This window comes from Flavobacterium sp. ALD4 (assembly GCF_002836475.1).
Taxonomy (GTDB): Bacteria; Bacteroidota; Bacteroidia; order Flavobacteriales; family Flavobacteriaceae; genus Flavobacterium.
This window is the reverse complement of sequence record NZ_PJBJ01000028.1, coordinates 1-25,095: the sequence shown is the minus strand read 5'-3', so window position 1 is coordinate 25,095 and position 25,095 is coordinate 1. Positions and strand designations below refer to the sequence as shown.

The window sequence follows — 25,095 nt, the reverse complement described above, 5'->3', positions numbered from 1 at the left end:
TTATTCTACATGAAATATTTAGAAACAGAAGACGAAAAAAAATCATTTGCAATCACATCAATCATTTTTGTGATTTTATTTGTTTTGTTCTTTTATTTAGGATTAACTTCTTTAGAACCACCACCTGAAAACGGAATTGCCATAAATTTTGGAACAACTGAGTTTGGATCCGGAAACATTCAACCGACAGAACCAATCCAATCTGCACCAATAGCAACCGCAGCAAAGCAAGCGGCATCAAGTAACGAAGATATTCTTTCACAGGATATTGAGGAAGCTGTTGTCATGAAGCAAACCAAAAAAATACAGCCTTCAAAAGAAACAGCAAAAGAAGAGGTTAAACCAAAACCGAAAGAAAACCCACAACCTTCAAAAAGTACTTCTGATGCTTTATCAAGCATCTTAAACGGACCAAAATCAGATGGTAAAGCAAAAGGCGGAGAAGGAAATGACAATATTGCGGGAGACAAAGGAAGTTTAAATGGTGATCCATACGCCAACAGTTATTACGGATCCGGAAGCGGTACCGGAAATAGAAGCGGATGGGGCTTAAACGGACGAAGCATCGCCTCAAGAGGAAAAGAAGTACAGAAATGTAATGAATTTGGCACTGTCGTTGTACAGATAACAGTAAACAGAAGCGGAAATGTTATTGCTGCTAAATACACTAAAGGAACAACAAACACAAATCCTTGCCTCATAGAACCGGCATTGGCAACAGCCAGAAAATACAGATGGCAACCCGATTCAAATGCACCTGAAACTCAAATTGGCTTTATTACCGTTAATTTCAAATTAGGGGAATAACTTTTTTTGATAATTTGCCATACTCTTAACTATCAAAAAATCAATACTCAATAAAAAAAATGAACTATAAAGAAACTACGGATTGGATGTTTAACCAACTCCCGATGTATCAACTTCACGGCGCATCTGCTTATAAAAAGGATTTAACAAATACGCACTTGTTGATTAATCACCTTGGCAATCCACATAAAAAAGTAAAGTGCGTTCACGTCGCCGGTACAAATGGAAAAGGGTCCACTTCCCATATGCTGGCATCCGTATTTCAAGAGGCGGGCTATAAAGTAGGACTGTATACCTCTCCACACCTCAAAGACTTCAGGGAACGCATCAAAATAAACGGTATCGATATCACAGAAAATTTTGTCTGTGATTTTATAAATGAAAACAAATCTTTTTTTGAATCGAATGACATCAGCTTCTTCGAAATGAGCGTCGGGATGGCCTTTGGTTACTTTGCAAAAGAAAAAGTGGATATCGCGGTTATAGAAGTTGGAATGGGCGGCCGATTAGACGCTACAAACATCATCACTCCCTTAATATCAGTAATTACAAACATTGGCTTAGATCACACACAGTTTCTCGGAAACACCATTGAAGCTATAGCTGGCGAGAAAGCCGGTATTACAAAACCAAATACACCTGTAGTTATTGGAGAATACACAACCAAAACCAAACCTGTTTTTTTGGCTAAAGCTCAAGAAACTAACTCAGCAATCTATTTTGCTTCCGACTTGATTTCAGAAAATTATCCTTCTGACTTAAGAGGCGACTACCAAGTTTATAACAAAAAAACCGCCTTACAGACTATTGAAATACTTAACTCACAGCAAGAATTTAAAATCAGCAAAGATGATATTAAAATTGGTCTTTTGAACGTAGTAAAAAATACTGGACTTCAAGGAAGATGGCAACAAATGGGGGATTCCCCAAAAATAATTTGTGATACCGCACACAATAAACACGGACTAGAGATTGTGCTTAATCAAATTCAAAAAGAAAAATTTGAACAGCTACACATTATTTTAGGTGTTGTCAATGATAAAGATTTAGACGAAATCCTACCCCTATTTCCAAAAAATGCTGTTTATTATTTTTCAAAACCAAATAATCCAAGGGGGTTAGACGCGACAATCTTAGCGCACAAAGCACGAGAACACGGCCTAACAGGAGCAGTATTCAATTCAATTACACCAGCTTACCAAAATGCTCTACAAGCAGCCAAGGACACGGACTTAATATACATTGGCGGAAGCACCTTTGTAGTCGCAGAAATTTTATAATTATTTTTATTTTCTGCTTGCATATTCAAAAAAGAGGCCTATATTTGCACTCGCAATAAGGGAATGAAAATTACCAAAACTGCAAAGAGGGCAATTAGCTCAGCTGGTTCAGAGCACCTCGTTTACACCGAGGGGGTCGGGGGTTCGAACCCCTCATTGCCCACAAAAAACTCCATTAGAAATAATGGAGTTTTTTTATACACTATTTTCTGAATTTATAAACAACTCTGAATTCACTTTTATCGAAAATGAACCAAGACAAAAAAAACACCATCTAATATGATTAGATCGTGTTTTTTTTTACTACCTAAAAACCTACTATTATGATAAATAGTCCAGTACCCTCTCTAACGCCATACCACGTGACCCCTTTATAAGAATCGTACTGTTTTCGATAGTTCTGTTCTTTAAATCCGTTGAAAAAGAATCAAATGATTCATAGAAATGAAATTGAGGATTACTAACCTTACTTAAATAAAAACCCGCACCAATAAAGAAACATTGTACTGCTTTCTCATTCAAAAGCGAATCAACAACTTCCTGATGTTCTTTTGTACTTTCTGCCCCTAATTCAAACATATCTCCTAAGATCATTATTTTATTAGCACTATCTAATTGCAGGAAGTTTTCAATTGCCACAGCCATGCTACTTGGATTTGCGTTATATGCATCCAAAATAATCTGATTTGTTCCCTTCGTTAACAATTGCGACCTGTTGTTTTCAGGAACATAACCCTCTAAAGCCTCTTTAATAGACAAATTATCCACTTTGAAGTACTTACCTATAGTAATTGCTGCATTTAAATTATTGGCATTATAAAGCCCTATTAAATGAGATGAAATTAAAATATCCGCATAACCAATTTCCACAAATGGATTCGCTTTAACAGATTTAATACACACATCTGCATAATCCTTATTCACACCAAACGAAAATGACTTTAGATTTTTTGTTTTTTCAACTTGAATAGGATCTCCAAGGTTTACAAAAGCGAATTTATCATTTTGAGATAAGTACTTGTACATTTCACTTTTGCCCTCAATAACGCCTGCAATGCCGCCAAATCCTTCTAAATGCGCTTTGCCAAAATTCGTTATGTAGCCATAATCGGGTGTTGCAATTTCACAAAGAAATTCAATTTCCTTTTTATGATTGGCTCCCATCTCTACAATACCTATTTCTGTTTCTGCATTGAAAGACAACAACGTTAACGGAACACCAATATGATTATTAAGATTACCGACTGTTGCTTTTGTTCTGTGTTTTCTGGAAAGAACAGCATGGATCAACTCCTTTGTGGTTGTCTTCCCGTTACTTCCCGTAAGCGCAATGATTGGCAGATTTAGATGCCTTCTATGGAATTTTGCTAATTGCTGCAAAGTGGACAGACTATCTTCAACCAAGATTGTTCTTTGATCTATATAGTAGGATTCATTGTCAATTATCACAAAAGAAGCTCCCTTTTCTAAAGCTTCCACTGCAAATGTATTGGCATCAAACCGATCCCCTTTTATGGCAAAAAATAGTGAATTCAACTCTATTTTACGCGTGTCAATTGAAACTGATTTACAGTTCAAAAATAAACTATGAATTTTAGCTATATCCATTTAAAAACGATTAAAAAAAAAGCCCTAATGAAAGGGCTTTAATTATTATTTTATAAAAAAATTAATTTCTCGGTGTTTTTCTTTTATCAGCTTTCGGACCAACTCTTGACATTGCACATCTAAAGCCAATATAATCAGTAGCCATGTCTTGAGGAAAATATCTTCTTTGAGCAGGGTCTAACCAATATGCCCTATCTCGCCAAGACCCACCTTTATAAACTCGTACATCATCATTTATCAAAGTTGTTCTCTTGCTTGACCTATCGTATTTTCTAACCATCAAACCTAAACTATCTGTTGTCACGTTATGCCTCGGTGAATTATACATTGCTTCATCCGCTTTTTGCTTGCCTGTATTAGACTCAGCAGATCCAAAATCATAATATTTAGAAGACTGTTTATCACCGTCTCTATAATTAATATTATTACTCTTATCAAAATTTTGTCTTAAGTACGTTTCGTTTTCATCAACAGGAACCTGTGCGATTTGACCTGGAAAACTTCTTACTATAATCTTTCCGTTACTTAGAGTATCTTTTTTCATTGTCTCTAAAGTGACAATTTCCACTCTACCGTCTGCACCAATTTTATTTTTAGTGTAACGGTTTCCTCTAAAATAATTGAAATCATTTGACTCGTTATCGATAATAGGTCGGTAAACATCAGCAACCCATTCGGCTACATTTCCAGCCATATCATAAAGACCAAAATCATTTGCAGGATATTTTTTAACGGCATTAGTTATATCAGCTCCATCATCAGACCAACCAGCAATTCCACCGTAATCTCCATTACCTTGCTTAAAGTTCGCTAATTGATCTCCCTTACTTTGTCTTTTCCCAGAACGAGTATAATCTCCAGACCAAGGATATTTTTTCTGACCTTTGTAAATATTATATTCTCTCTGCCCCACATCGGCTGCAGCTGCATATTCCCATTCTGCCTCAGTAGGAAGTCTGTATTCCGGTAAAATAAGACCTGACGAACGTTGTGCATATACATTTTTTTGTTCAACAACTTTACCGTCTTTTCCAGCTTTAGGACTTTTTCTGGCTCCTTCTTTTAAAACGATTTCTTCATTTCCCCCATAAGTCATTGTTGGCGCTTTCAAATAAGTCTCCGTGCTAAAAGAACTTTCTGCAGAAACATCATTTGTTTTAGCTCCCTTTTTTAAGTATCCATTTTTTTCAAGAATAGCTTCATTTACACGATCTGTTCTCCACTGACTGAACTCTACAGCTTGAATCCAATTAACACCAACGACAGGATAATCTGCATAAGCGGGATGTCTTAGGTAGTTATTGGTCATAGTTTCATTATAACCCAATCTATTTCTCCACACTAAAGTATCAGGTGAAGCCCCTTCATAAATATATCTGTAACTTTCTTCACTAGGTGGAAACACATTTTTCAACCAATCTAAATATTCCAAGTACATAAAATTCGTAACCTCAGTTTCATCCATATAAAAGGATTGTACGTGTTGTTGAGTTGCAGTATTATTCCAATCATGCATCACATCATCTTGCACTTTACCCATAGTAAAGGTTCCTCCCTCGACAAAAATCAATCCAGGCCCAGCCACTTGTTTTTTACTATTAGAGGCTTTTTTACTGTCAACATTCCAACCGGTAGCCCTAGAGGAACTTTTTGAACTTGATTTTTTACTGCAACTGGCAAAACCAATAATCATTGTTACTGATAGCATCAATCGCAAGGCTATAATTTTATTTACTTTCATATTATTTTAAAGGTAATAATTTACGTGATGCAATGTAATAATTAAACAATTAACCGGCAACACCGTTTTGAATAAATTTATTCTGATGATTCATATAAAATATAATATACAATTCAAACGCAAATTTATACTATTTATTATTTGTTTTTATACTAAAAGATATATTCTTACTCAAGATATCAATTAACTATTCATACAATTTTAGCAAATAATGCAAAAACTAATCCTATAAAGTATATTACTCTTTTCTTATATATCATATGGACAGACTACAGGCGATGTACGTATTGAGTGGATGGAAAAAACAGCAGTTTCATTTGGATCTTATAAAATCAACATCCCTCAATTCAAAGGGAGCAGCTACCAGTATCACCCATCTCAAAAGAAACTAATCTACACCTTAAAACTAAAAACACCTGTCCTTTACCCGGAAAACAGCACCCAAATCACCAATGTAGTTTACGAATCTATTAGTACGGCTCAACTTGGGGATTTAGAACCTGAAAATATCCCAAAAAAAATAGCGGCTTCTATAAGAAATACGCAATCAAGAGGTGTCACGCAATCATTTCTCAGTTTGTCGCCGATCGTGAAAGATGAATATGGTATTAAAAAAAAATAAAATCTTTTTCCTACAACATCAATAATACAACCTCAAAGACCTCACAATCATATAAAGAAGCAAATTCAATTTCCAACTCTGTTTTGGCCACCGGAGATTGGTATCGTTTTTATATTGAAAATCCGGTGTTTATAAAATCTCCAAAAGTTTCATGCAAGAAATAGGCGTTAACTTGAATGCCGTTAATACTAAAAAAATAAAAATTTTTGGAGACGGAGGAAAAATGCTGCCCTTGTCAAATAACATTTATTACCCTTCAGATTTAACGGAGAACGCAATCCAACTTATTGGAGAAAACGACGGGAGCTTTGATAACGAAGATTATATTTTATTCTATGCCGAAGGTCTTGATACATATAATGTAGAAAGTCAAACCTATAATAATCGATATGATACCAAATCATATTACTACATCACTACTTCAGGCGATGATGGGAAAAGGATTAAGGAAACAAACCAACCCTCCGGTAACAGCACTGCAAGCGTAATTACTTTTGATGACCATCAGTTCCATGAATTCGATTTAATCAATATTGCAAAACTGGGCAGGCGATGGTTTGGTGAATCTTTTGACATCAAGCAAGACCAAGAATTTGAATTTAATTTTCCAAACATAGACGTCACAACACATGTTAAAATTAAAACGACCACAGCTTCTGCAGCCTACACCCCCACTTCTTTTCAGGTTACTTCCAGTGGCCAACCCATTGGCGCCATATCCTTTCCTGCGATAAATACCAATTCAGAAACTGAATTTAATGTTGGTTCATTACCGGGCAACGCCTCCTTTACTGGATCCGAAAACGTACAAATAAAACTAACCTATAACAATAATGGTGTTCCCGGCTCAAAGGGCTTTCTGGACAATATTCAATTAATTGCCAAAAGAAAACTTCAAGGATATGGAAAACAATTTAACTTTCAATACGATGCTTCAATTGCTAGCTCAGGAGTCGTGAGTTACACCCTATCTAACGCAGCAGCAATTACCCAGGTTTGGGACATTACTGACCTATATAATGGAAGTAAATTTGAAAACACTCTTCAACAGTCCTTTTCCTTCAAAGCAACCTTAGGAGAACTCCGGAAATATGTCGCTCTTGACCCTTCTGATTACTATATTCCTTTAAAAGAGAATAATCCTAAAGTCTCTAACCAAAACATAAAAGGCTCAATTTTCAAAAACAATAAAGGTCAATTTGAAGATATTGACTACGTGATTATCACTCCAAAATCTTTAATTACACAGGCTGAAAAATTAGCTAATTTCCACAGATCCTATTCTAAATTGAATGTCAAAGTCATTACAACAGAATCAATATACCCAGAATTTTCATCTGGAAAGCAAGATATCGCAGCAATTAGAAATTGCATCAAATATATTTATGAAAACGCATCTACTTCGGCGAAGAGAATAAAGTACGTGAACCTCTTTGGAGACGCTTCCTACGACTATAAAAACCGAACTTTCAACAATACGAACATCGTTCCTATATATCATGCCCTTACCAGCAGTACCAACGGAGAAGCTTCGTTTGCATCTGATGATTTTTATGGACTGCTGGATAGCAATGAGGGGAATATTGTTTCTTATTTTGGCGGCATTGATATCGCTGTCGGAACAATGATTGTAAATGAACCACAACAGGCGGAAGAAATGGTAAACAAAGTAATTGACTACCATGACATAAAATCATACGGAATTTGGAGAAACAATTTCGTAATGATTAGCGATGATTCAGACATAACCTTCGACGCCAATTTGCAAAGTAGACAAAACAAATTAGCCGATATAATCACTACTCAAAAACCTTTTTTTTAATATCAATAAAATCATTTTGGACTCCTATACTCAAGAAGCATCCGCAGGAGGTTTTCGATATCCAAAAGCAAGAACCGATTTGTTCAATGCATTCGAAAAAGGAGCTTTGGTCTTCAATTATTTAGGACATGGAGGTGAGGACGGATTATCTGCAGAACGAATTTGGGAAAAATCTGATGGACAAAATTTAAGCAACCAATATAGATACCCCCTATTCATAACAATTACCTGTGAATTCTCCCGTTTTGATAATCCTTCGAGACCCACAGCTGGTGAATACACCTAGTGGAATCCAAAAGGCGGAGCCATTGCCATGATTACCACCATTCGTTCTATCGGGTAATTTAGTGCCGAAAATTTCAATGATGTATTAACTGAAAAACTATTCTCTTTTGGCTCAAGCCAATATACGTCAATTGCAGAAGCATTACGAGTTTCAAAAAACAGCAACCCAAACAGCGCTACGAATGTAGTTTTCTATTTAGGTGACCCCGCCTTAATCCTGGCAATACCCAAGCCAAAAATAAAGCTTACAAAAGTAAATGACATTCCGGTGTCGCAAGCAACAGATGATTTCAAATCATTGGCCCGCATGAAAGTGAGTGGAGAGATAAATGATGAAAATAACATGCTGTTAACAAATTACAACGGTGAAGTTTCCACTACAATATTTGATAAAACCATCCAAAGAGTTACATTAAATAATGATGGTAATAGTCCGCCCATAAATTTTAACACCTTAGGCGAAACCATTTTTAGAGGAAATGCTTCTATTACAAATGGTCTGTTCGAGTTTAGTTTCGTAGTTCCTAGAGACATTCGGATTTCATTAGCTAACGGAAAAATCAGTTTTTATGCTAAAAAAGACCAAACATTAGAAAACGAAACTGGCTTTAACACTAGTATTCAGAGAGGCGGAATTAATGAAAATGCAACTGAGGACAATATTAGTCCAAAAGTTAAGTTATATATGAATGACGAAACTTTTGTTTCTGGTGGTATAACAAATGCATCCCCATTTTTATTGGCTTTTCTCGAAGATGAAAACGGGATCAACACCGCTAGAGGCATAGGACATGATATTGTGGCAATTTTAGACGGAGACGTAAGTAATCCCTACCTACTAAATGATTACTATCAAACAAATCTAGATGATTACACTAAGGGAAGTCTCCGATTTCCTCTTCGTAATTTAACCGTTGGCTTACATACTATTACATTTAAGGCTTGAGATGTTTACAATAACCCCATCTCTACTGAAATTCAGTTTGTAATAGTTGGCGATGAATCTATAACGCTGACACATGTATTAAATTACCCTAATCATTTGTTAACTATACTGAGTTTTGGTTTACACATAACAGGCCTTTTGAACCACTAATGGTACAAATACAAGTTATGACGATAACAGGTAAAGTAGTATGGACAAAAAATCAAATCATTTCAAAAGAAGGATTTTTATCAAAAGAGATTACATGGGACGGCAAAGATGATTTTGGCAATAAAATAGGAAAAGGAATATATGTCTAAAAACTAACCGTCAAATCCACCCTAACCAATAAAAGAGCAGAAAAGTTTGAAAAACTTGTGATACTTTAATAATATACTATATTTGTTTAATGAATTTTTATACCAAAATGAGAAAATTAATACTTTTTACAAGCTGCTTACTCGGCATTTCTTTTGCAAATGCTCAAGATAGAGTAATTACCACTGCTGTTCCATTTTTACTAGTCTCGGCTGACGCTAGAGCCGCAGGTATGGCAGACATAGGAGTCGCCACTTCAGCAGATGCTTTTTCGCAACAATGGAACCCCGCTAAATATGCCTTTGCAACGGATAAACAAGGTGTTTCCATAAGCTATACTCCCTACCTAACGGATTTAGCAAATGATATTTCTTTAGGACAATTAACGTATTACAATAAAATAAGTGAACGAAGTGCTTTTGCAGGTAGTATTCGTTATTTTGGTTTTGGTGAAATCGAATTAAGAGAAACCGGAGACCCTACAGAAGTACCAAGAACAGTTTCTCCAAATGAATTTGCAATTGATGGTTCTTATTCATTAAAACTAAGCGAAACATTCTCTATGGCAGTGGCCGGAAGATATATCCGCTCCAATTTAAAAGTAGTTACCGATACTGGAGATGCATCTGCGGCTAATACATTTGCTATCGATGTTGCAGGGTTTTACCAATCAGAAGAAATAGCATACAATGAGTTTAACGGAAGATGGAGAGCTGGATTTAACATTCAAAATTTAGGGCCAAAAATCAGTTATGACAATAACGAAATAAGCACCAACTTTTTACCGGCTAATTTAAAAGTGGGAACGGGATTTGATTTTATTTTGGACGATTATAATAAAGTCGCATTAAATCTAGAATTCAACAAATTGTTAGTACCAACACCTCAAAATCCAGATTTAAATGGGGACGGAACAGTTACTCCTGAAGAAAGACGCCAAAATTTAGATAATTACCGATCTATTGGCTGGGCTTCCGGCGTATTTAAATCATTTGGAGATGCTCCAGATGGTTTTAGCGAAGAAACTAAAGAAATAACTTATGCTGTAGGGGCAGAATATTCATACCAAGACTCTTTTGCTATGCGTTTGGGTTATTTTCATGAAAGTCCATTAAAAGGAGCGAGACAATTCTTCTCTTTAGGAGCAGGCTTTAAATACAATGTCGTCAAAGTAGACGTCTCTTATTTATTTTCAGCTTCAAAAGTTAAAAATCCGTTAGAGAATACACTACGTTTCTCTCTTACTTTTAATTTCGGAGATAAATATGATGTATATTAGCACTATCTAAAATCAAATTAACAATCCAAATTTCAATCCCGAAGCTTCGGAATGAAATTTGGATTTTTTTTCCCCCATTAACAATGAAAAAAATTACTATTACCAGCCAATTTTTGGCTTATAGCTCACTTCAAGAATTACCTAATGACATCCAGAAACTAATGGAACAAGCTGTAGCTGTTAGAAAAAAAGCCTACGCGCCGTACTCAAAATTCCGAGTGGGTGCCGCGCTTTTATTAGACAATGAACAAATTGTTTTAGGCTCAAACCAAGAGAATGCAGCATATCCCTCTGGTCTATGTGCTGAACGCGTCGCTATTTTTCAGGCAGGAGCTATTTATCCTGAAGCAAAAATTTTAAAAATGGCAATCACCGCAGCTTCCGACTCTAATAAGACAATAGCCCCCATCCCTCCATGCGGTGCTTGCAGGCAGTCAATAGCTGAATATGAAACTCGACAAGAGTCTCCAATAGAAATTTATTTCATGGGAGAAACAGGTGATATATACAAATCAGACTCGCTCAAAAACTTACTACCCTTTATGTTCGACAAAAACTTCTTGTAAAAAAAGCAAAAAGAAGCCTTTTAATTTTACTTCTCAGATGGAATGTCTTATTTTTGCAATTCGCAAATTTGTGTGAGGAGACTCTTTTGCGTCATAGGTACTAGTTGATAACACAATAAAAACTTTAGCAAAAGAACAATTGAGATGAAAGAAGTTACACAAGAGGTATATTTAAAGTGGTACGAAGACATGCTGCTTTGGAGAAAGTTTGAAGACAAGCTTGCAGCATTATACATACAACAAAAAGTCAGAGGTTTTTTACATTTATATAATGGCCAAGAAGCCGTACTTGCAGGCGCTCTGCACGCGATGGACTTGACAAAAGATAAAATGATTACTGCATACAGGAATCACGTTCAACCAATCGGAATGGGCGTAGACCCAAGACGTGTAATGGCTGAACTTTTAGGAAAAGTTACCGGAACGTCTAAAGGAATGGGTGGCTCTATGCATATTTTCTCCAAAGAACATCGTTTTTATGGTGGTCATGGAATTGTAGGAGGACAAATTCCTGTAGGTGCAGGATTAGCTTTTGCAGACAAATATTTTGAAACAGGCGGAGTGACATTGACCTATTTTGGTGATGGCGCAGCTCGTCAAGGTTCCTTACACGAAGCTTTCAACATGGCTATGTTATGGAAGTTACCAGTTGTTTTTATCGTTGAAAATAACGGTTATGCAATGGGAACTTCTGTAGAAAGAACTGCGAACCACACGGATATATGGAAACTAGGATTAGGCTACGAGATGCCTTGCGGTCCTGTTGACGGAATGAATCCTGTGAAAGTAGCGGAAGCGATGACAGAGGCTATCGAAAGAGCTAGACGTGGAGACGGACCAACATTCCTGGAAATGAAAACGTATCGTTACAGAGGACATTCAATGTCTGATGCTCAATTATATCGTTCTAAAGACGAAGTGGAAGAATATAAAAAAATTGATCCTATTACTCAAGTTTTAGACTTAATAAAGGATAAAAATTATGCTACCGAAGAAGAAATTACAGCAATTGAAAAAAGAGTAAAAGCTTTAGTTCAAGAGTGCGTTGATTTTGCTGAAGAATCTGATTACCCTCCAGTACAACAACTGTATGACGTGGTATACGAACAAGAAAACTATCCATTCATACCTCACAAACTATAAAAATATTATGGCGATAAAAGTAACAATGCCTCGTTTAAGCGATACTATGACGGAAGGAACGGTAGCGACTTGGCTTAAAAAAGTAGGAGACAAAATTAGTGAAGGAGATATCTTGGCTGAAATTGAAACCGACAAAGCAACAATGGAGTTTGAATCTTTCAACGAAGGAACTCTATTATACATTGGAATTCCAGCAGGGGAAACTGCACCCGTAGATTCTTTACTTGCTATCATCGGTGAGGAAGGTGAGGACGTCACTGCTTTAATTGCAGCAAAATCAGCACCTGAAAAGGAAGCTGCTAAACCTGAAAGTGACAATACTCCTGTTGCATCTGAAACTAAAAAAGAAGAAAAAGTAACACCAGCCTCTCTACCAGAAGGAGTTGTTATTGTCACGATGCCTCGATTAAGTGATACCATGACAGAAGGAACGGTCGCAACTTGGTTAAACAAAGTGGGAGATAAAATTAAAGAAGGCGATATCTTAGCTGAAATCGAAACAGATAAAGCAACAATGGAATTTGAGTCTTTCAATGAAGGTACTTTATTATATATAGGAATTCAAGAAGGAAACGCAGCACCAGTTGACAGTTTACTGGCTATCATAGGCCCTGAAGGAACAGACATAACTGGTATTGCTGAAAACTACAGCACTGACGGTCCAACTGAATCTACAGAGCCAGCTGAAGAAGCTACATCAGCACCAGCCGAAGAAGTAGCATCAGTTACTCAAGAAGCCTCAACTGAAGGGACGCGAATTTTAGCTTCTCCATTGGCAAAGAAAATTGCAAGTGATAAAGGAATTCAGTTAACACAAGTAAAAGGTTCAGGCGAAAATGGACGTATTGTAAAAAGTGATGTTGAAAACTTCACTCCAGCTGCACAAACTATCACAGCACCGGCTGAAGCTGCTACTACAAAAGCACCAACTGCGGCTGCACCTGTCGCAAAAGTATTTGTTCCTGCGGGAGAAGTACTAACGGAAGAAATCAAAAATTCGCAAATGCGAAAAATTATAGCCAAACGATTAGCGGAGTCTCTATTCACTGCGCCTCATTACAACTTAACCATTGAAGTTACGATGGACGATGCAATGAAATCTAGAGCTATAATCAATAGTATTCCTGATACAAAAGTTTCTTTTAATGATATGGTCATCAAAGCATGTGCTATGGCATTAAAAAAACATCCACAAGTAAACTCTCAATGGAAAGAAGAAGCAATTACAATCAACCATCATGTTAATATTGGTGTTGCTGTAGCTGTAGAAGATGGGTTAGTTGTCCCAGTGTTGAAATTTACAGATGCAATGAGCTTATCTCAAATTGGCGGAAGCGTTAGAGATCTTGCAGGAAGAGCCAAAAACAAAAAATTATTGCCAACCGAAATGGAAGGAAGCACATTTACTGTTTCCAACTTAGGAATGTTTGGTATCGTAGAATTTAATTCTATAATCAATCAACCTAATTCTGCTATCCTATCAGTAGGAGCTATTGTGGAGAAACCAGTTGTTAAAAATGGGCAAATCGTTGTAGGAAATACTATGATGTTATCTTTGGCTTGCGACCACCGTACTATTGACGGGGCCACTGGAGCTATGTTTTTGCAAACATTGAAACAATACATTGAAAACCCAGTAACTATGCTTGCATAACAGCTGATTTTTTTTTATAATTTAACCCGTCTGGAGCAATCTTGACGGGTTTTTATTTTTCTGCAAAATCTACGCTACTTATAGATACGACTACTCAATAGAATAGACCAATTGTTATTGAATCGAAATTCGATTAGTCTTACAAATAAAATTAGGAATGCATTATTAATTACGTAAATTTGAGTTTTAACGGAAGTATTAAGAAAAAACGTAAAAAATACTTGTTCTATCAATATATTAACTGAATCATCCCGCTTACTATATGCGTATACTCAATACTATATAACAGTGGAATAACCTCAAATTAAGGCCCACTATGATTTACCATCTGTTTTTACAGTTGGCTGACGAAATAATACCTAATTAATTTTATACCTTTTAATGCATAATACAAATGCCTAAGTAAACAAATTATGAAAAAATTCTTTGACAAATTTCTGTCTGAAAAATTTAGGGAACAAACAGAGCGTATCATTGTAGGTATAGCAATTTTGAGTTATTTAGTGCATCTACTGCTTATTTTTTTAGTAAGCCAAGACATCATTGATCTTACCTCAAAACTGACAAAAAATCCAATTTCGGCTGTATACACCCCCTTTTCATTCATTCTAATTTATGAAGTGTTCTTGTTAGTGTTTTACCTTCCCAGTTCCACATCAAAATACATCGGTAAACAATATGAGATCATAACATTGATTGTAATAAGAAGGCTATTCAAAGATATTGGTCACATCGAACTATCTTCGGGTTGGTTTAAGCTGGAAAATGATTTGCAATTCATCTACGACGTAATAACCACCCTGATTTTGTTTTTTCTGATTCAACTATTCTATAAAAAAATTAAAAAACAAGACAATGCCGAAATCAGTAGAACTCCTAAGGAAAAAATTAAAATAGGAAAATTCATAAAATTAAAAAAAATAATAGCAACTACTTTAATACCTGTTTTAATTATTCTTGCATTATACTCGTTTATTAACTGGTTTATCGGTTCCATTCAACATAATGAAAGCCATATCAATAGCTTCAAAAATATTAATAATATTTTCTTTGAAGATTTTTTTATGCTCCTAATTATTATTGATGTACTGCTATTACTGTTCTCCTTCTTTCATTCTGACAAATTCCACCAAATCATCAGAAACTCAGGGTTTGTCATTTCGACTATGTTAATAAAGTTATCATTTTCGATGGAAGGATTAGTAAATAACGTTTTAATTGTTGGCGCCGTGCTTTTTGGATTACTGATACTTGTGATACATAATTCATATAAAAACAGCACTCTTCCAGACCATTGATGATTTTATCTAGTTGTTGTAAAGAAATACGACTACCGCTTTAACCCTAAAAATAGATAGTGTACAAAAATTTATTTTATCATCAATCAAACTAATTTCGCTGTAATAGTAATAAGATCTATTAAATAGAGAACAATTATTAGAAACAAGCACATCGTTGTTCAACACTATAATACTATCTCTTGCTTATTTAAACCAAATCATAACTAAAGTAGGTTACAGTATGTTTTACTAACGATACAAAAAAAATGCTCCCGATATAATTACTCATTCTTTATAGAAACAAACCCGTCTTAAGCAATATAGACGGGTTTTTATTTGGTCATGTCCCCACTTCCACTCACGATACTATCCGGATGTTACAGCGGGATCACGCTATACACTATATCTTTTACTCCATTGCAATCCATAAGACGACGCCACTTCCATCCCACATGCGAAAACAACAGTAGTAAAATTTACTTGTATACCTAATATAGAAATAGGCATAAATACATAAACTATTTATAACTCTTGATAACTAGTTTACAGCATGGTTTTTGCTAATTCACTAAACACACCATAAAACCCCAATAGTAAAAAAAGAACGCCACTTAAAAAAACTTTAAACTTAGTCGCAAAAAGCATATCATCAGCTTCATATTTATAAAATCTATTTCTTCTCATTATTACAACTCCAATAATTACAAAGAAAAAACTAGCTAAGAAAAGTTTATAATCCATAAAAAACAATTAAATCAAGCCAAAACACTAATTATATCACTACTTTTTATTCTTCTCCTCGATCCACATCGACATATACTTAGTACTTTTCAAAGTGTGATGTTGCAGCAATGACCCCATAAAATTGTTTAGCCGATGTTGTTGTAAATTAGCTTGTAGCAATTTTATTTTTTCTTTAAAATCATCCTTAAATAAATCTCTTAAATAACGATGATTAATTATATCAATTCCGTTTTTTTGAGCTTGAAGCCAAAGCTCTTCATCTTCATATAACAGTACCGCTTCATTTACAAAATTTTCTGGATCATCCGTTATAAAACCATTCCATCGCAAGTCACCATGCATCGATTCGGCTCCAACAGATGTGGTAACGCTTGGCGTTCCACATTGCATAGCTTCTAATAATTTCCCTTTAATTCCTGCTCCAAAACGCAAAGGTGCCAAAACCAAACGGGCATGTTCAACCACTTCATTTGCATTAGCGGCACGACCTTTTATCATAAAACCCTCCTTGAAATTATTTAATTGCAATACCTTTTGCGAAGGATAAGCCCCATAAACATTCAAAACCGCTTCTGGAAGCCTTCCTTTTATCAATGGCCAAATAGTTTCTTTCAAATATTGAACCGCATTCCAATTGGGTTCGTGAAGAAAATTACCAATGAAAACAAAATTCTTTCTTTCTTCAAATGATGCCAGTTTACCCAAATCCGTACTGCTTAATGGTTCCAATAAAAAAGGCAAGTAAAGTAACAGCAACCTATCAATTTTAAATATTTCCGTAAGCAAATACATTTCATATTCAGAAATCATCAAAGACAAATCACAACGCAAAATACTGGCTATTTCTCTTTTGGCTACTTCTTCCAAAAACAAATTAGCTTCGATAAAAGGTCTACTCTCTTTGAATGCTTTCTGGCGAGCTACCCTCAAACAATGCAAATCTTCGGTATCCAATAATCGCAGAGCATTAGGACAGTTTTCGCTTACGCGCCAACCAAACTGCTCTTCCATCATAAACCGGTCAAACAACACCAAAGATGGATTAAGTTCTTTTACGAACGTATCAAAACTGGAGCAATTTAAAGTAATCGATTTTTTAACAGCTCCTACTAATTCAAGGTCTACCATGAAATCGCTATCCATCGCAGGACTCGCAAATGTTACAACAAATCCTTCCTCTTTGAAAAGAGAAATTAATTGCAGCATCCGGGTCCCGGCTGCAGAAGAGTTGGGTTCAGGCCAAACGCTACCGATTATTAAAAGTTTTTTAAACTGATTCATCTTTGTATTTAATTTCAACTACAAAATAATACTATTTAGATCTCTAAATCATCATTTAACTAAGAAATCAGAAAGAAAACACTAATTTTGCATTAATTAAATAATATGACATGTTAGGATTAAAATTAGCAACAGACCCAAGGTGGGTAAATATAGTCGAATCAAATATTGAAGAAATTTTGACAGACCATGCTTGGTGCGAACAAAAAGCCGCATCAAATGCAATAAGTCTCGTTACTTATAACTCAGAACTGGAAGAATTAGTAACTGAGCTATTAGTTATTGCCCGTGAAGAGCTGGAACATCTCCAGATGGTACATGACTTAATAAAGAGCAAAGGTTTAACTTTAGGAAGAGAGCGTAAAGACCATTATGTAAACGAGCTGTTTAAGTTTATGAAAAAAGACGGAAGCAGAAAAGATGCCCTATGCGATCGTTTGCTGTTTTCAGCTATGATTGAAGCTCGCAGCTGTGAGCGATTCAAGGTACTGTCAGAAAACATAAAAGATCCTGAATTGGCAAAATTTTATAGAGATTTGATGATATCAGAAGCTGGGCACTATACCACATTTCTTGGCTTTGCTAGAAAATATGCTGACAATGTTGATGTTGACAAGCGTTGGCAAGAATGGATTAATTTTGAAACATCCATCATTGTAAACTACGGAAAAAACGAATCCGTTCACGGATAGCCAATAAAGAAATAAGTATATAAAAAAAGGGATGTCTTTCGACAATCCCTTTTTTTATGCAACAAAATTATTACTATTTTACTATCATGAATTCCGAACGCCTGTTTGTAGCGTGATCGTCTTCGCTACATTTAGGATCACACTCTATTTTTAATTCAGATTCTCCAAAACCTTTTCCTGATATCTTTTCAGGATTAATCCCTTTAGAAACGATATAATCGATAGTAGATTTCGCTCTTCTATCGGAAAGACCCATATTATAATCGTCTTTACCTCTTGAGTCTGTATGTGATTTTACATAAACTGCCAATTCAGGGTTTTCAGCCATTATGTAAACTAACTTATCCAAAACTTCAGCAGCCTGAGTTGTTATACCACTTCTGTTATTTTCAAAATAAATCGTATTTAAAATAATTTCAATTTCAGTAACAACGACCTCTTCTATAGGAACCAAAGAGATATCTACTCTTGAACTTCCGCTCGCAGTTTTCAAAGCAACGCTTTTTTGAGAAATAAAACCATCCTTATTTATTCCTACAACATACTCTTTGTTACAATCTACACCAAATGTTACTTCGCCATTCTCATTAGACAATAATTTATCTACAACTATATCATTTTTATCCAAAAGAGCTACTCTAGAGTTAGATAATGGATTACCTGTCTTGGAATTTTTAACAACTGTTATTATTTGTGATTTACAGATTGGAATAGCACTGTATATATTGTCAACACCAGAACGGTTACTTGATATAAAACCTATATTGTTCTCTTTGTTTAAAGTAAAAGCAAAATCATCCTTTTCTGAATTAATAGGTTTGCCAATATTATTAGGCTGACTACCATTTTTCAAATCCACTGCAAAGATATCATACCCTCCAAAACCTGTTAACCCTTTCGAGGAAAAATACAACAAATTATCGTCCGAAATGAAAGGAAAACTCTCGTCTCCGAGAGTGTTTATCTTATTTCCTAAATTTTCAGGTGTCCCAAAACTCCCATCGGAATTCACTTCAACCTTCCATATATCGATACCACCTATTGATCCAGGCATATTTGAAGAAAAATAAAGCGTCTTTCCGTCCTGAGCTATTGATGGGTTATTGGTTGAATAACTTTTACTGTTAAAAGACAGCGGAGTTATTACAGTCCACTTACCATTTTCTTTTGTCGCTTTGTATAAGTTAACCTGGCTAATCTTTAATTTATTTACATTGTCTTTTTGATACAAATCATCATTGAAACTTTCACTGGAAAAATAAATAGTATTACCATCTTTAGACAACGACACTGGCCCTTCATGAAATCTCGTGTTAAGTTCTGAAACAGAGCTTGGTTCTGAATAGGTCCCATCTGTATTATACATAGATTGATAAATATCTAAAAATGGCTCGTCGTTCACACCGTATGTTTTCCCACCTACATTTCTTGCACTCGCAAAATACAAAGTGTTACCGTACATCACTGCTCCAAAATCAGATTTTTCAGAGTTTATTTCTAATTTATTAACCATGAATAAGTTCTCCTTTTTCAAAAGTTTGGAGAGATAATCCTTATCAGCTATAAAATCAATAGCCCTTTGATCATTTGGCTTCATACTTGCAAATTGCTTCATCTGAACATTAGACTCTTCATACTTACCATTCGATTTTAGTACCTGTGCATAGTTATAATATAGTTCGGCATCTTGTTTAGCAAATATTGCCTTTTCATACCATTTTTCAGCCTCTACAGTATTAGCCATGTTAAAATTAGAATCGCCAAGCTGTTTATACACATAAGTGTCTGTATTCCCTTTTTCAACTAACGATAGATATTCCTTAGCTGCTTGAACATATTCATACTGCTCAAACAATTTATCCGCGTTCTTGGTATCTTTATTTTGTGCTATTAGTGACATACCCGTAAGCACTAAAAACAATAGTATGGTAAATTTTTTCATTAATCGTAAAGTTTAATATTAGAAAAATCTTGGTGAACGTGAAACTTTTTTCGGAACAAATAGATCATACAACAGAATAAATTCATGTGAAGACGGACTGGTTACCTTCAAATCAGAAACGATATGATCGTAAGCATATCCAATTCTTAACTCAGGCGTAATAGCAAAATTAACCATAGCTCCAAAACTATCTTCGAGTCTGTAACTTGCACCAACTTCAATTTTCTCCATATACAAAAAATTCGCATTGACGTCCAAAGAAGGTGATACATTAAATGCTGATTTTAACATCAAAGAAGGTTTAAACTTCAAATCATAATTAACATCAAAGACGTATCCGGCAGTTAAGAAATAATGGGAAACATCAGAGCCATATTCTCGCCCATTATAATCTAAATGAGCAGCATTCATCATATTAGGGATTGAAAAAGCAACATAATAGTTATCCGTGTAATAAAAAGCACCTGCTCCAAAATTTAATGAAGTATCATTAATATCCTCACCAAAAACGCCTTCGGAAGGATCTGGCAAAGAAGATTGAATTTCTCTAAGCCCAACTTTATGAAATGAGACACCTGCTTTAAGACCTAATGCAAGCCTATGTGTGTCATTTAGTTTTAACGTGTAAGAAAAATCCCCAAACACATTTTGTTCTGTGACAGGGCCTATTTTATCGGAAATAACCGATAATCCCAAACCCACATTATTACCTGTTGGAGCATGTCCCGAAAAAGTAAATGAGGTAGGTGCATCCTCAATATTTACCCACTGCTTTCTATATAACGCCCCAAAGGAAATACTTTCTTTTGAACCAGCATATGCGGGATTAATCACATTCATATTATACATATATTGAGTATAATGTGGGTTTTGTTGCCCTATTACATCTACCCAGGTAACAAGAACTAAAAGAGTAGCAAAAAATATTTTGTTCATATCAATTTGTTTTTCATTTTGTCGACATTAAATACCAACATAATTTAATTAAATAACTATTTTTCTCTGATTAGATAGATCCAACCTGTTTTAGGCACACTGTTATTAAATTCCATGACATAATAATAGGTTGCGCTTGGAAGTTCATTACCATTATCTGATTGACCTTTCCATTGGTTAGTATAATTCATCTGGCTATAAACTTTAATACCATATCTATCAAATATTTGAAGCTTCTTAACATCCAGTAATCTCAAATCAAAATAATCATTTGAGCCGTTTCCGTCTGGAGAGATTCCTTTTTGAATATTACAAAATACAGATTCAATAAATATATTATTAGTAGTTTCACAACCAGTAGCAGTTGAAGTAATTGTTAAAGTATAGTTTAACGGAAAAGTAACTTCTGCACTACTAGATGCAATAATATCTGACCCGTTCAAAGTATTCGAATTTGTCCCAATAGGATTCCCCAAATTATCTCTCCATTGATATTCTACATTGTTTGGAACATACGAACTTGCCAATGGTGACGCGGTAATTATATATTCCTTACTAATACAGTCTCCCATACTCTCAAATTGAATTTCTGCAGGAATTGGATTTATAATTTGATCAGCTCCTTTAATCTCGCATAAAGTGTTGTTTTTAAAACGTACGCTAACTGTATAGATACCTGACTGTAGATTTGCGAAAACTGGATTGTCTTGAAACGCTTCCCCAATACTATATTCAACACCCGCTTGCGATACGATTGTTATTTCCCCCGTTGAATCGGCACAAGTAGGTTGACTACTAACTGTCGCTGTAGGTATTGCAGGAGTTGCTGTTATACTTACCGTTACTTCTGTCCTAGCATCGCTTAAGCAATTTCCAATTGATGATTCAGCGTAATACGTGGCTGTACCTACACCAACTTGTATAGGGTTAGAAACCAAAGTGCCTCCAATCAAGTCTGTATACCAAGTAATGCTATCACCAACTGCTATTGCAGTTATAGTTTGATCAGTCGTTCCATCTGAACAAATAGTTTGATCGTTTGCTGTTGGATTTGTTACTATACCTACGATTGTCAAAGTGACACCAGTACGAGTAAGACTCTGGCAAACTCCGTCTGACGCTTCTGCATAATAAGTAGTGCTTCCCACTCCCACCTGCGTTGGCTCTGAAACGGCACTTCCACCAGTATCAGTTGTATACCAAGATATTGAATTACCCTCTGCAGTTGCAGTTAAAGTTTGTGTCGTTGTTCCATCGGTACATTCCGTTAAATCCCCTCCACTTACAGGTACTTCTGGTCTCGGATTAATAGTCAAACTAATTGCTAAACGTGATGTGCTAGCACAAGATGTCGCATCATTTACAGACTCCGCATAATATGTTATACTTCCCAATGAGTTTAACGAAGGCTCTGCTATAATATTTCCATCAGTATTTGCATCATACCACACTACTGATTCTCCAACTTCTACTGTCGCTGTAGCCGTCAAGGTTTGAATCGGTGACAAAGCACATTCCGCCTGATCTCCACCACTTACAGGAACGATAGGATTTGGGTTAATAGTTAAGGTAACTGCAGTACGTGCGCTACTAACACAGGGGGTAGTGTTGTTTACTGATTCCGCATAATAAGTAATTATTCCCAATTCGCTTAAAAAAGGATCTGGCACTACATTACCTTCGGTAGCTGCATCGTACCAAACTACTGATTCTCCTGCTTGCGCTGTAGCGATAGCAGTTAAAGTCTGAATTGGTGACAAAGCACATTCCGTTTTGTCACCGTCGCTTACGGGAACAATTGGTTTAGTATTTAAAGTTAAAGTTACTGCTGTACGTGATGCACTTACGCAAGATGTTACGTCATCTTCAGATTCTGCGTAATAAGTAATGCTTCCTAATGTACTTAATGAAGGCTCTGTCACTACATTTCCACCAGTAGCTGCATCGTACCATACTACTGATTCACCACCTTCTGCTGCAGCTGCAGCTGTCAAAGTTTGAACTGGAGATAAAGCACATGCAGTTTGGTCCCCCCCACTTACAGGAACGATTGGGTTTGGATTAATCGTTAAAGTAACTGCCGTTCGTGAGTTACTAACACAAGGCGTACTGTCTTTTGCTGACTCAGCGTAATAAGTAATTGTTCCTAAAGCGCTTAAAGAAGGATCCGCTACTACATTCCCTCCAGTAGCTGCGTCATACCATACTATTGTCTCTCCTGTTTGGGAAGTAGCTATAGCGGTTAGAGTTTGGATTGGTAACGAAGCACATTCAGTAAGATCACTTGCTGTCGGAGTCAGCGGCGGAATATTAAATTCTACAATTATATCCGCAGTCGACGTTGGACAAACACCATTCGAGATCGACCATGTGAAAGCATAAATCCCTTCTAAATCAACAGTAGCAGTGGATGTCCCGCTGTTTGCGTCGCTGAAGCTTGCCGTACCCGGTCCTGATTTCAAAGTCCAAACACCAGTACCAATCGCAGGAGAATTCCCCCCAAGAGAACTACTGTTTAATATACAATTAAACTGATCTGGCCCAACGGTAGCAGCCGTAGGTGGCTCTACTAAGCTAATCAATATACTTGCCTCTTTATAACAAGGAATCAACGCATCTGCGGAAACAACAACTGGATTCGGGTCTTTTGTATTAAAATCTATAGCTACGCTTCCGTAATCCGAAGAACTGCTAAGCTCTGGACTTAAAAAGGAATTAGTGACAATATCATTTTGCATTGTAAATGCAAAAAATTTAATGTCTCCTTGACTATAGCCAATTAGTGATTTCAAAACGGATACTTCGAAACCATGATCATAAACATTAATACCTAAATTACCTTCTTTAACACTTATAATAGGTTGTGGAGAACCAATAATAGAATTACCCGTTTTAAGTTCTATAACATCTGCGAGATAACTTGTTCCTAAATCATCTTTTGCAATGACTAGACAATAGTCTGCTTCGAAATAAGAATCAAACGTACTTGGATTATCGTTAAAAAAATTAAAGCCTCTTACCGTCGACGAAATACTTGAAACATCCCCGAAGTTCACTAAATTGAAACCAGAAGGTTTTGTATCTAAAAACAATAAAATACTACCACCATTTTGTAAGTTTCCTGGCAATCCAAATACTAATTCTTTTTCACTTGGACTGATTTTAATCCCATTAATATAGCTATTTACAGCGCCTGGCGACAAAGATGCAGATTGAACATTATCTTCAGCTAATCCTTTACCCCAAGCTGTCTCTGTTAATATTCCGTCTAAGGTTATTCCATACCTTGTTCTAACACTAACTGTTTGACCTTTTTTTAACGTACTTGTCGTGTATGTTTTAGTTACGGACATTGCTTGTGTAACAATGCCGTTAACCGAAAATTCAAACAAATCAGCGCCCCCATTTGCAGTAAAAGTAACAGAAGTTCCTTCACAAATAGGACTCTCAGTAGGAGAAACAGTTAATGTCACTGTTGCTGGAGCTACAAATACTGACGCCACTACAGGAACTCTTATACTATAATCTGCTCCAGAATGACTCCATACATAATAAGTAGTTGTCTTACCAATACTTGGACTGTATATAGATCCTGAATGCAAGATAGTCGAAGACGTTTGATCAGCGAACCATTCTATAATATCTCCACTTCCACCCGAAGCAGCCATTACAACTGTAATATTATTAGCAGACTCTTCCTTACAACCACTTCCTGCCGTTGCCAATGGAGGAGGTATTATCGCTTTTATTTTACCTATCTTAAGCGTGTTTGGAAGTCCCGAATTTAGAATAGAACTTGATTTAATTTTTCCCGCTTTTTGAGCAATAACGACAGTTCCGAAAGACGAAAAAAACAATAAAAGTAAAAGTAATTTATGTTTCATATAATATTTTTTATTAGATTAAAATCAGAGGTCAATAATATAATAGACCAAACATTAAATTAAAAAAATAAAAGTAGCGGTTTATTTTGATTAACACAATGAAAAATTAATAAATAATTAACATTTAGGTTGACAATTATAACCTGACAAATTAATTACAAACCTTGACTATACTTCGAATAGAAAAACCTCCTCAAACAAATCAACAACAATTACTTGGAATCTGATTCGTTATGGAATCAGATTAAAACTAAAAAACCCTATTCAAATAGATGAATAGGGTTTG

The 25,095-nt window shown here is 35.7% G+C and carries 20 protein-coding genes and 1 tRNA gene; 14 read left to right on the top strand and 7 right to left on the bottom strand.

Annotated elements, in window-relative coordinates:
* Positions 1-9: 9 nt before the first annotated feature.
* The 3 genes from CXF59_RS06465 to CXF59_RS06455 all read left to right on the top strand — a co-directional run bounded on the left by CXF59_RS06465 (position 10) and on the right by CXF59_RS06455 (position 2,250).
* Positions 10-807 carry an energy transducer TonB gene (locus CXF59_RS06465; protein WP_101137033.1) on the top strand — a complete coding sequence of 266 codons (798 nt, stop codon included), beginning with the start codon at positions 10-12 and terminating at the stop codon, positions 805-807.
* Positions 808-866: 59 nt separating this feature from the next.
* Positions 867-2,087, top strand: a complete 1,221-nt coding sequence (locus CXF59_RS06460; protein WP_101137032.1) for a folylpolyglutamate synthase/dihydrofolate synthase family protein — start codon at positions 867-869, stop codon at positions 2,085-2,087.
* Between the two features lie 88 nt (positions 2,088-2,175).
* Positions 2,176-2,250 (top strand) — tRNA-Val (locus CXF59_RS06455).
* 158 nt (positions 2,251-2,408) lie between these two features.
* On the opposite strand, the gene murF is transcribed toward CXF59_RS06455, so the two are convergent.
* Together murF and gldJ are read right to left on the bottom strand one after the other, a co-directional pair.
* Entirely contained in the window at positions 2,409-3,695 is a 1,287-nt protein-coding gene (murF, locus tag CXF59_RS06450; protein WP_101137031.1) for a UDP-N-acetylmuramoyl-tripeptide--D-alanyl-D-alanine ligase, read from the bottom strand.
* Positions 3,696-3,756: 61 nt separating this feature from the next.
* Positions 3,757-5,436 (bottom strand): gliding motility lipoprotein GldJ, encoded by a 1,680-nt coding sequence (gldJ, locus tag CXF59_RS06445; protein ID WP_101137030.1) that lies wholly within the window; start codon positions 5,434-5,436, stop codon positions 3,757-3,759.
* A 295-nt stretch (positions 5,437-5,731) separates the two neighbouring features.
* On the opposite strand from gldJ, the gene CXF59_RS15710 reads away from it, so the two are divergent.
* The 10 genes from CXF59_RS15710 (at position 5,732) to CXF59_RS06415 (ending at position 15,348) form a co-directional block, all read left to right on the top strand.
* Complete coding sequence (locus CXF59_RS15710; RefSeq protein WP_369828540.1) at positions 5,732-6,058, top strand: hypothetical protein; 327 nt, start codon at positions 5,732-5,734, stop codon at positions 6,056-6,058.
* Between the two features lie 151 nt (positions 6,059-6,209).
* Positions 6,210-7,880 carry a type IX secretion system sortase PorU gene (porU, locus tag CXF59_RS15705; protein ID WP_369828539.1) on the top strand — a complete coding sequence of 557 codons (1,671 nt, stop codon included), beginning with the start codon at positions 6,210-6,212 and terminating at the stop codon, positions 7,878-7,880.
* Positions 7,881-7,896: 16 nt separating this feature from the next.
* Positions 7,897-8,166 carry a C25 family cysteine peptidase gene (locus CXF59_RS15700; protein WP_369828538.1) on the top strand — a complete coding sequence of 90 codons (270 nt, stop codon included), beginning with the start codon at positions 7,897-7,899 and terminating at the stop codon, positions 8,164-8,166.
* 267 nt (positions 8,167-8,433) lie between these two features.
* The gene (locus tag CXF59_RS15695; RefSeq protein WP_369828537.1) at positions 8,434-9,111 is read left to right on the top strand and encodes a hypothetical protein; all 678 of its coding nucleotides are present in this window, start codon (positions 8,434-8,436) and stop codon (positions 9,109-9,111) included.
* A 167-nt stretch (positions 9,112-9,278) separates the two neighbouring features.
* Positions 9,279-9,410 (top strand): hypothetical protein, encoded by a 132-nt coding sequence (locus CXF59_RS15690; RefSeq protein ID WP_369828536.1) that lies wholly within the window; start codon positions 9,279-9,281, stop codon positions 9,408-9,410.
* Between the two features lie 107 nt (positions 9,411-9,517).
* Positions 9,518-10,687, top strand: a complete 1,170-nt coding sequence (gene porV / locus CXF59_RS06435) for a type IX secretion system outer membrane channel protein PorV (RefSeq protein WP_101137236.1) — start codon at positions 9,518-9,520, stop codon at positions 10,685-10,687.
* Between the two features lie 83 nt (positions 10,688-10,770).
* Positions 10,771-11,253 carry a cytidine deaminase gene (gene cdd, locus CXF59_RS06430; protein WP_101137029.1) on the top strand — a complete coding sequence of 161 codons (483 nt, stop codon included), beginning with the start codon at positions 10,771-10,773 and terminating at the stop codon, positions 11,251-11,253.
* A 144-nt stretch (positions 11,254-11,397) separates the two neighbouring features.
* Complete coding sequence (pdhA, locus tag CXF59_RS06425) at positions 11,398-12,396, top strand: pyruvate dehydrogenase (acetyl-transferring) E1 component subunit alpha (protein ID WP_101137028.1); 999 nt, start codon at positions 11,398-11,400, stop codon at positions 12,394-12,396.
* 7 nt (positions 12,397-12,403) lie between these two features.
* The gene (locus tag CXF59_RS06420) at positions 12,404-14,050 is read left to right on the top strand and encodes a pyruvate dehydrogenase complex dihydrolipoamide acetyltransferase (protein WP_101137235.1); all 1,647 of its coding nucleotides are present in this window, start codon (positions 12,404-12,406) and stop codon (positions 14,048-14,050) included.
* Positions 14,051-14,463: 413 nt separating this feature from the next.
* Positions 14,464-15,348 (top strand): hypothetical protein, encoded by an 885-nt coding sequence (locus CXF59_RS06415; RefSeq protein ID WP_101137027.1) that lies wholly within the window; start codon positions 14,464-14,466, stop codon positions 15,346-15,348.
* 525 nt (positions 15,349-15,873) lie between these two features.
* Here CXF59_RS06415 and CXF59_RS06410 read toward each other — a convergent pair.
* The gene (locus CXF59_RS06410; protein ID WP_101137026.1) at positions 15,874-16,071 is read right to left on the bottom strand and encodes a hypothetical protein; all 198 of its coding nucleotides are present in this window, start codon (positions 16,069-16,071) and stop codon (positions 15,874-15,876) included.
* Between the two features lie 39 nt (positions 16,072-16,110).
* The gene (locus CXF59_RS06405) at positions 16,111-17,355 is read right to left on the bottom strand and encodes a glycosyltransferase (protein ID WP_101137024.1); all 1,245 of its coding nucleotides are present in this window, start codon (positions 17,353-17,355) and stop codon (positions 16,111-16,113) included.
* A 110-nt stretch (positions 17,356-17,465) separates the two neighbouring features.
* Between CXF59_RS06405 and CXF59_RS06400 the strand changes: the two genes are divergently transcribed.
* Positions 17,466-18,047 carry a tRNA-(ms[2]io[6]A)-hydroxylase gene (locus tag CXF59_RS06400; RefSeq protein WP_101137022.1) on the top strand — a complete coding sequence of 194 codons (582 nt, stop codon included), beginning with the start codon at positions 17,466-17,468 and terminating at the stop codon, positions 18,045-18,047.
* Positions 18,048-18,120: 73 nt separating this feature from the next.
* Here the strand turns inward: CXF59_RS06400 and CXF59_RS06395 are convergent, their stop codons facing one another.
* From CXF59_RS06395 to CXF59_RS06385, 3 genes are read right to left on the bottom strand one after another with little or no spacing between them, the layout of a single operon-like run.
* Complete coding sequence (locus CXF59_RS06395; RefSeq protein ID WP_101137021.1) at positions 18,121-19,989, bottom strand: OmpA family protein; 1,869 nt, start codon at positions 19,987-19,989, stop codon at positions 18,121-18,123.
* Positions 19,990-20,007: 18 nt separating this feature from the next.
* Positions 20,008-20,925 carry a type IX secretion system membrane protein PorP/SprF gene (locus CXF59_RS06390; RefSeq protein WP_101137020.1) on the bottom strand — a complete coding sequence of 306 codons (918 nt, stop codon included), beginning with the start codon at positions 20,923-20,925 and terminating at the stop codon, positions 20,008-20,010.
* A 56-nt stretch (positions 20,926-20,981) separates the two neighbouring features.
* Positions 20,982-24,809 (bottom strand): gliding motility-associated C-terminal domain-containing protein, encoded by a 3,828-nt coding sequence (locus tag CXF59_RS06385; RefSeq protein ID WP_101137019.1) that lies wholly within the window; start codon positions 24,807-24,809, stop codon positions 20,982-20,984.
* Positions 24,810-25,095 lie beyond the last annotated feature (286 nt).

Excerpts from the sequence above, each read along its gene's own strand:
- CXF59_RS06465 (WP_101137033.1), top strand. The coding sequence starts at position 10 with ATGAAATATTTAGAAACAGAAGACGAAAAAAAATCATTTGCAATCACA.
- CXF59_RS06460 (WP_101137032.1), top strand. The coding sequence starts at position 867 with ATGAACTATAAAGAAACTACGGATTGGATGTTTAACCAACTCCCGATG.
- murF (WP_101137031.1), bottom strand. The coding sequence starts at position 3,695 with ATGGATATAGCTAAAATTCATAGTTTATTTTTGAACTGTAAATCAGTT.
- gldJ (WP_101137030.1), bottom strand. The coding sequence starts at position 5,436 with ATGAAAGTAAATAAAATTATAGCCTTGCGATTGATGCTATCAGTAACA.
- CXF59_RS15710 (WP_369828540.1), top strand. The coding sequence starts at position 5,732 with ATGGAAAAAACAGCAGTTTCATTTGGATCTTATAAAATCAACATCCCT.
- porU (WP_369828539.1), top strand. The coding sequence starts at position 6,210 with ATGCAAGAAATAGGCGTTAACTTGAATGCCGTTAATACTAAAAAAATA.
- CXF59_RS15690 (WP_369828536.1), top strand. The coding sequence starts at position 9,279 with ATGACGATAACAGGTAAAGTAGTATGGACAAAAAATCAAATCATTTCA.
- porV (WP_101137236.1), top strand. The coding sequence starts at position 9,518 with ATGAGAAAATTAATACTTTTTACAAGCTGCTTACTCGGCATTTCTTTT.
- cdd (WP_101137029.1), top strand. The coding sequence starts at position 10,771 with ATGAAAAAAATTACTATTACCAGCCAATTTTTGGCTTATAGCTCACTT.
- pdhA (WP_101137028.1), top strand. The coding sequence starts at position 11,398 with ATGAAAGAAGTTACACAAGAGGTATATTTAAAGTGGTACGAAGACATG.
- CXF59_RS06420 (WP_101137235.1), top strand. The coding sequence starts at position 12,404 with ATGGCGATAAAAGTAACAATGCCTCGTTTAAGCGATACTATGACGGAA.
- CXF59_RS06415 (WP_101137027.1), top strand. The coding sequence starts at position 14,464 with ATGAAAAAATTCTTTGACAAATTTCTGTCTGAAAAATTTAGGGAACAA.
- CXF59_RS06410 (WP_101137026.1), bottom strand. The coding sequence starts at position 16,071 with ATGGATTATAAACTTTTCTTAGCTAGTTTTTTCTTTGTAATTATTGGA.
- CXF59_RS06405 (WP_101137024.1), bottom strand. The coding sequence starts at position 17,355 with ATGAATCAGTTTAAAAAACTTTTAATAATCGGTAGCGTTTGGCCTGAA.
- CXF59_RS06400 (WP_101137022.1), top strand. The coding sequence starts at position 17,466 with ATGTTAGGATTAAAATTAGCAACAGACCCAAGGTGGGTAAATATAGTC.
- CXF59_RS06395 (WP_101137021.1), bottom strand. The coding sequence starts at position 19,989 with ATGAAAAAATTTACCATACTATTGTTTTTAGTGCTTACGGGTATGTCA.
- CXF59_RS06390 (WP_101137020.1), bottom strand. The coding sequence starts at position 20,925 with ATGAACAAAATATTTTTTGCTACTCTTTTAGTTCTTGTTACCTGGGTA.
- CXF59_RS06385 (WP_101137019.1), bottom strand. The coding sequence starts at position 24,809 with ATGAAACATAAATTACTTTTACTTTTATTGTTTTTTTCGTCTTTCGGA.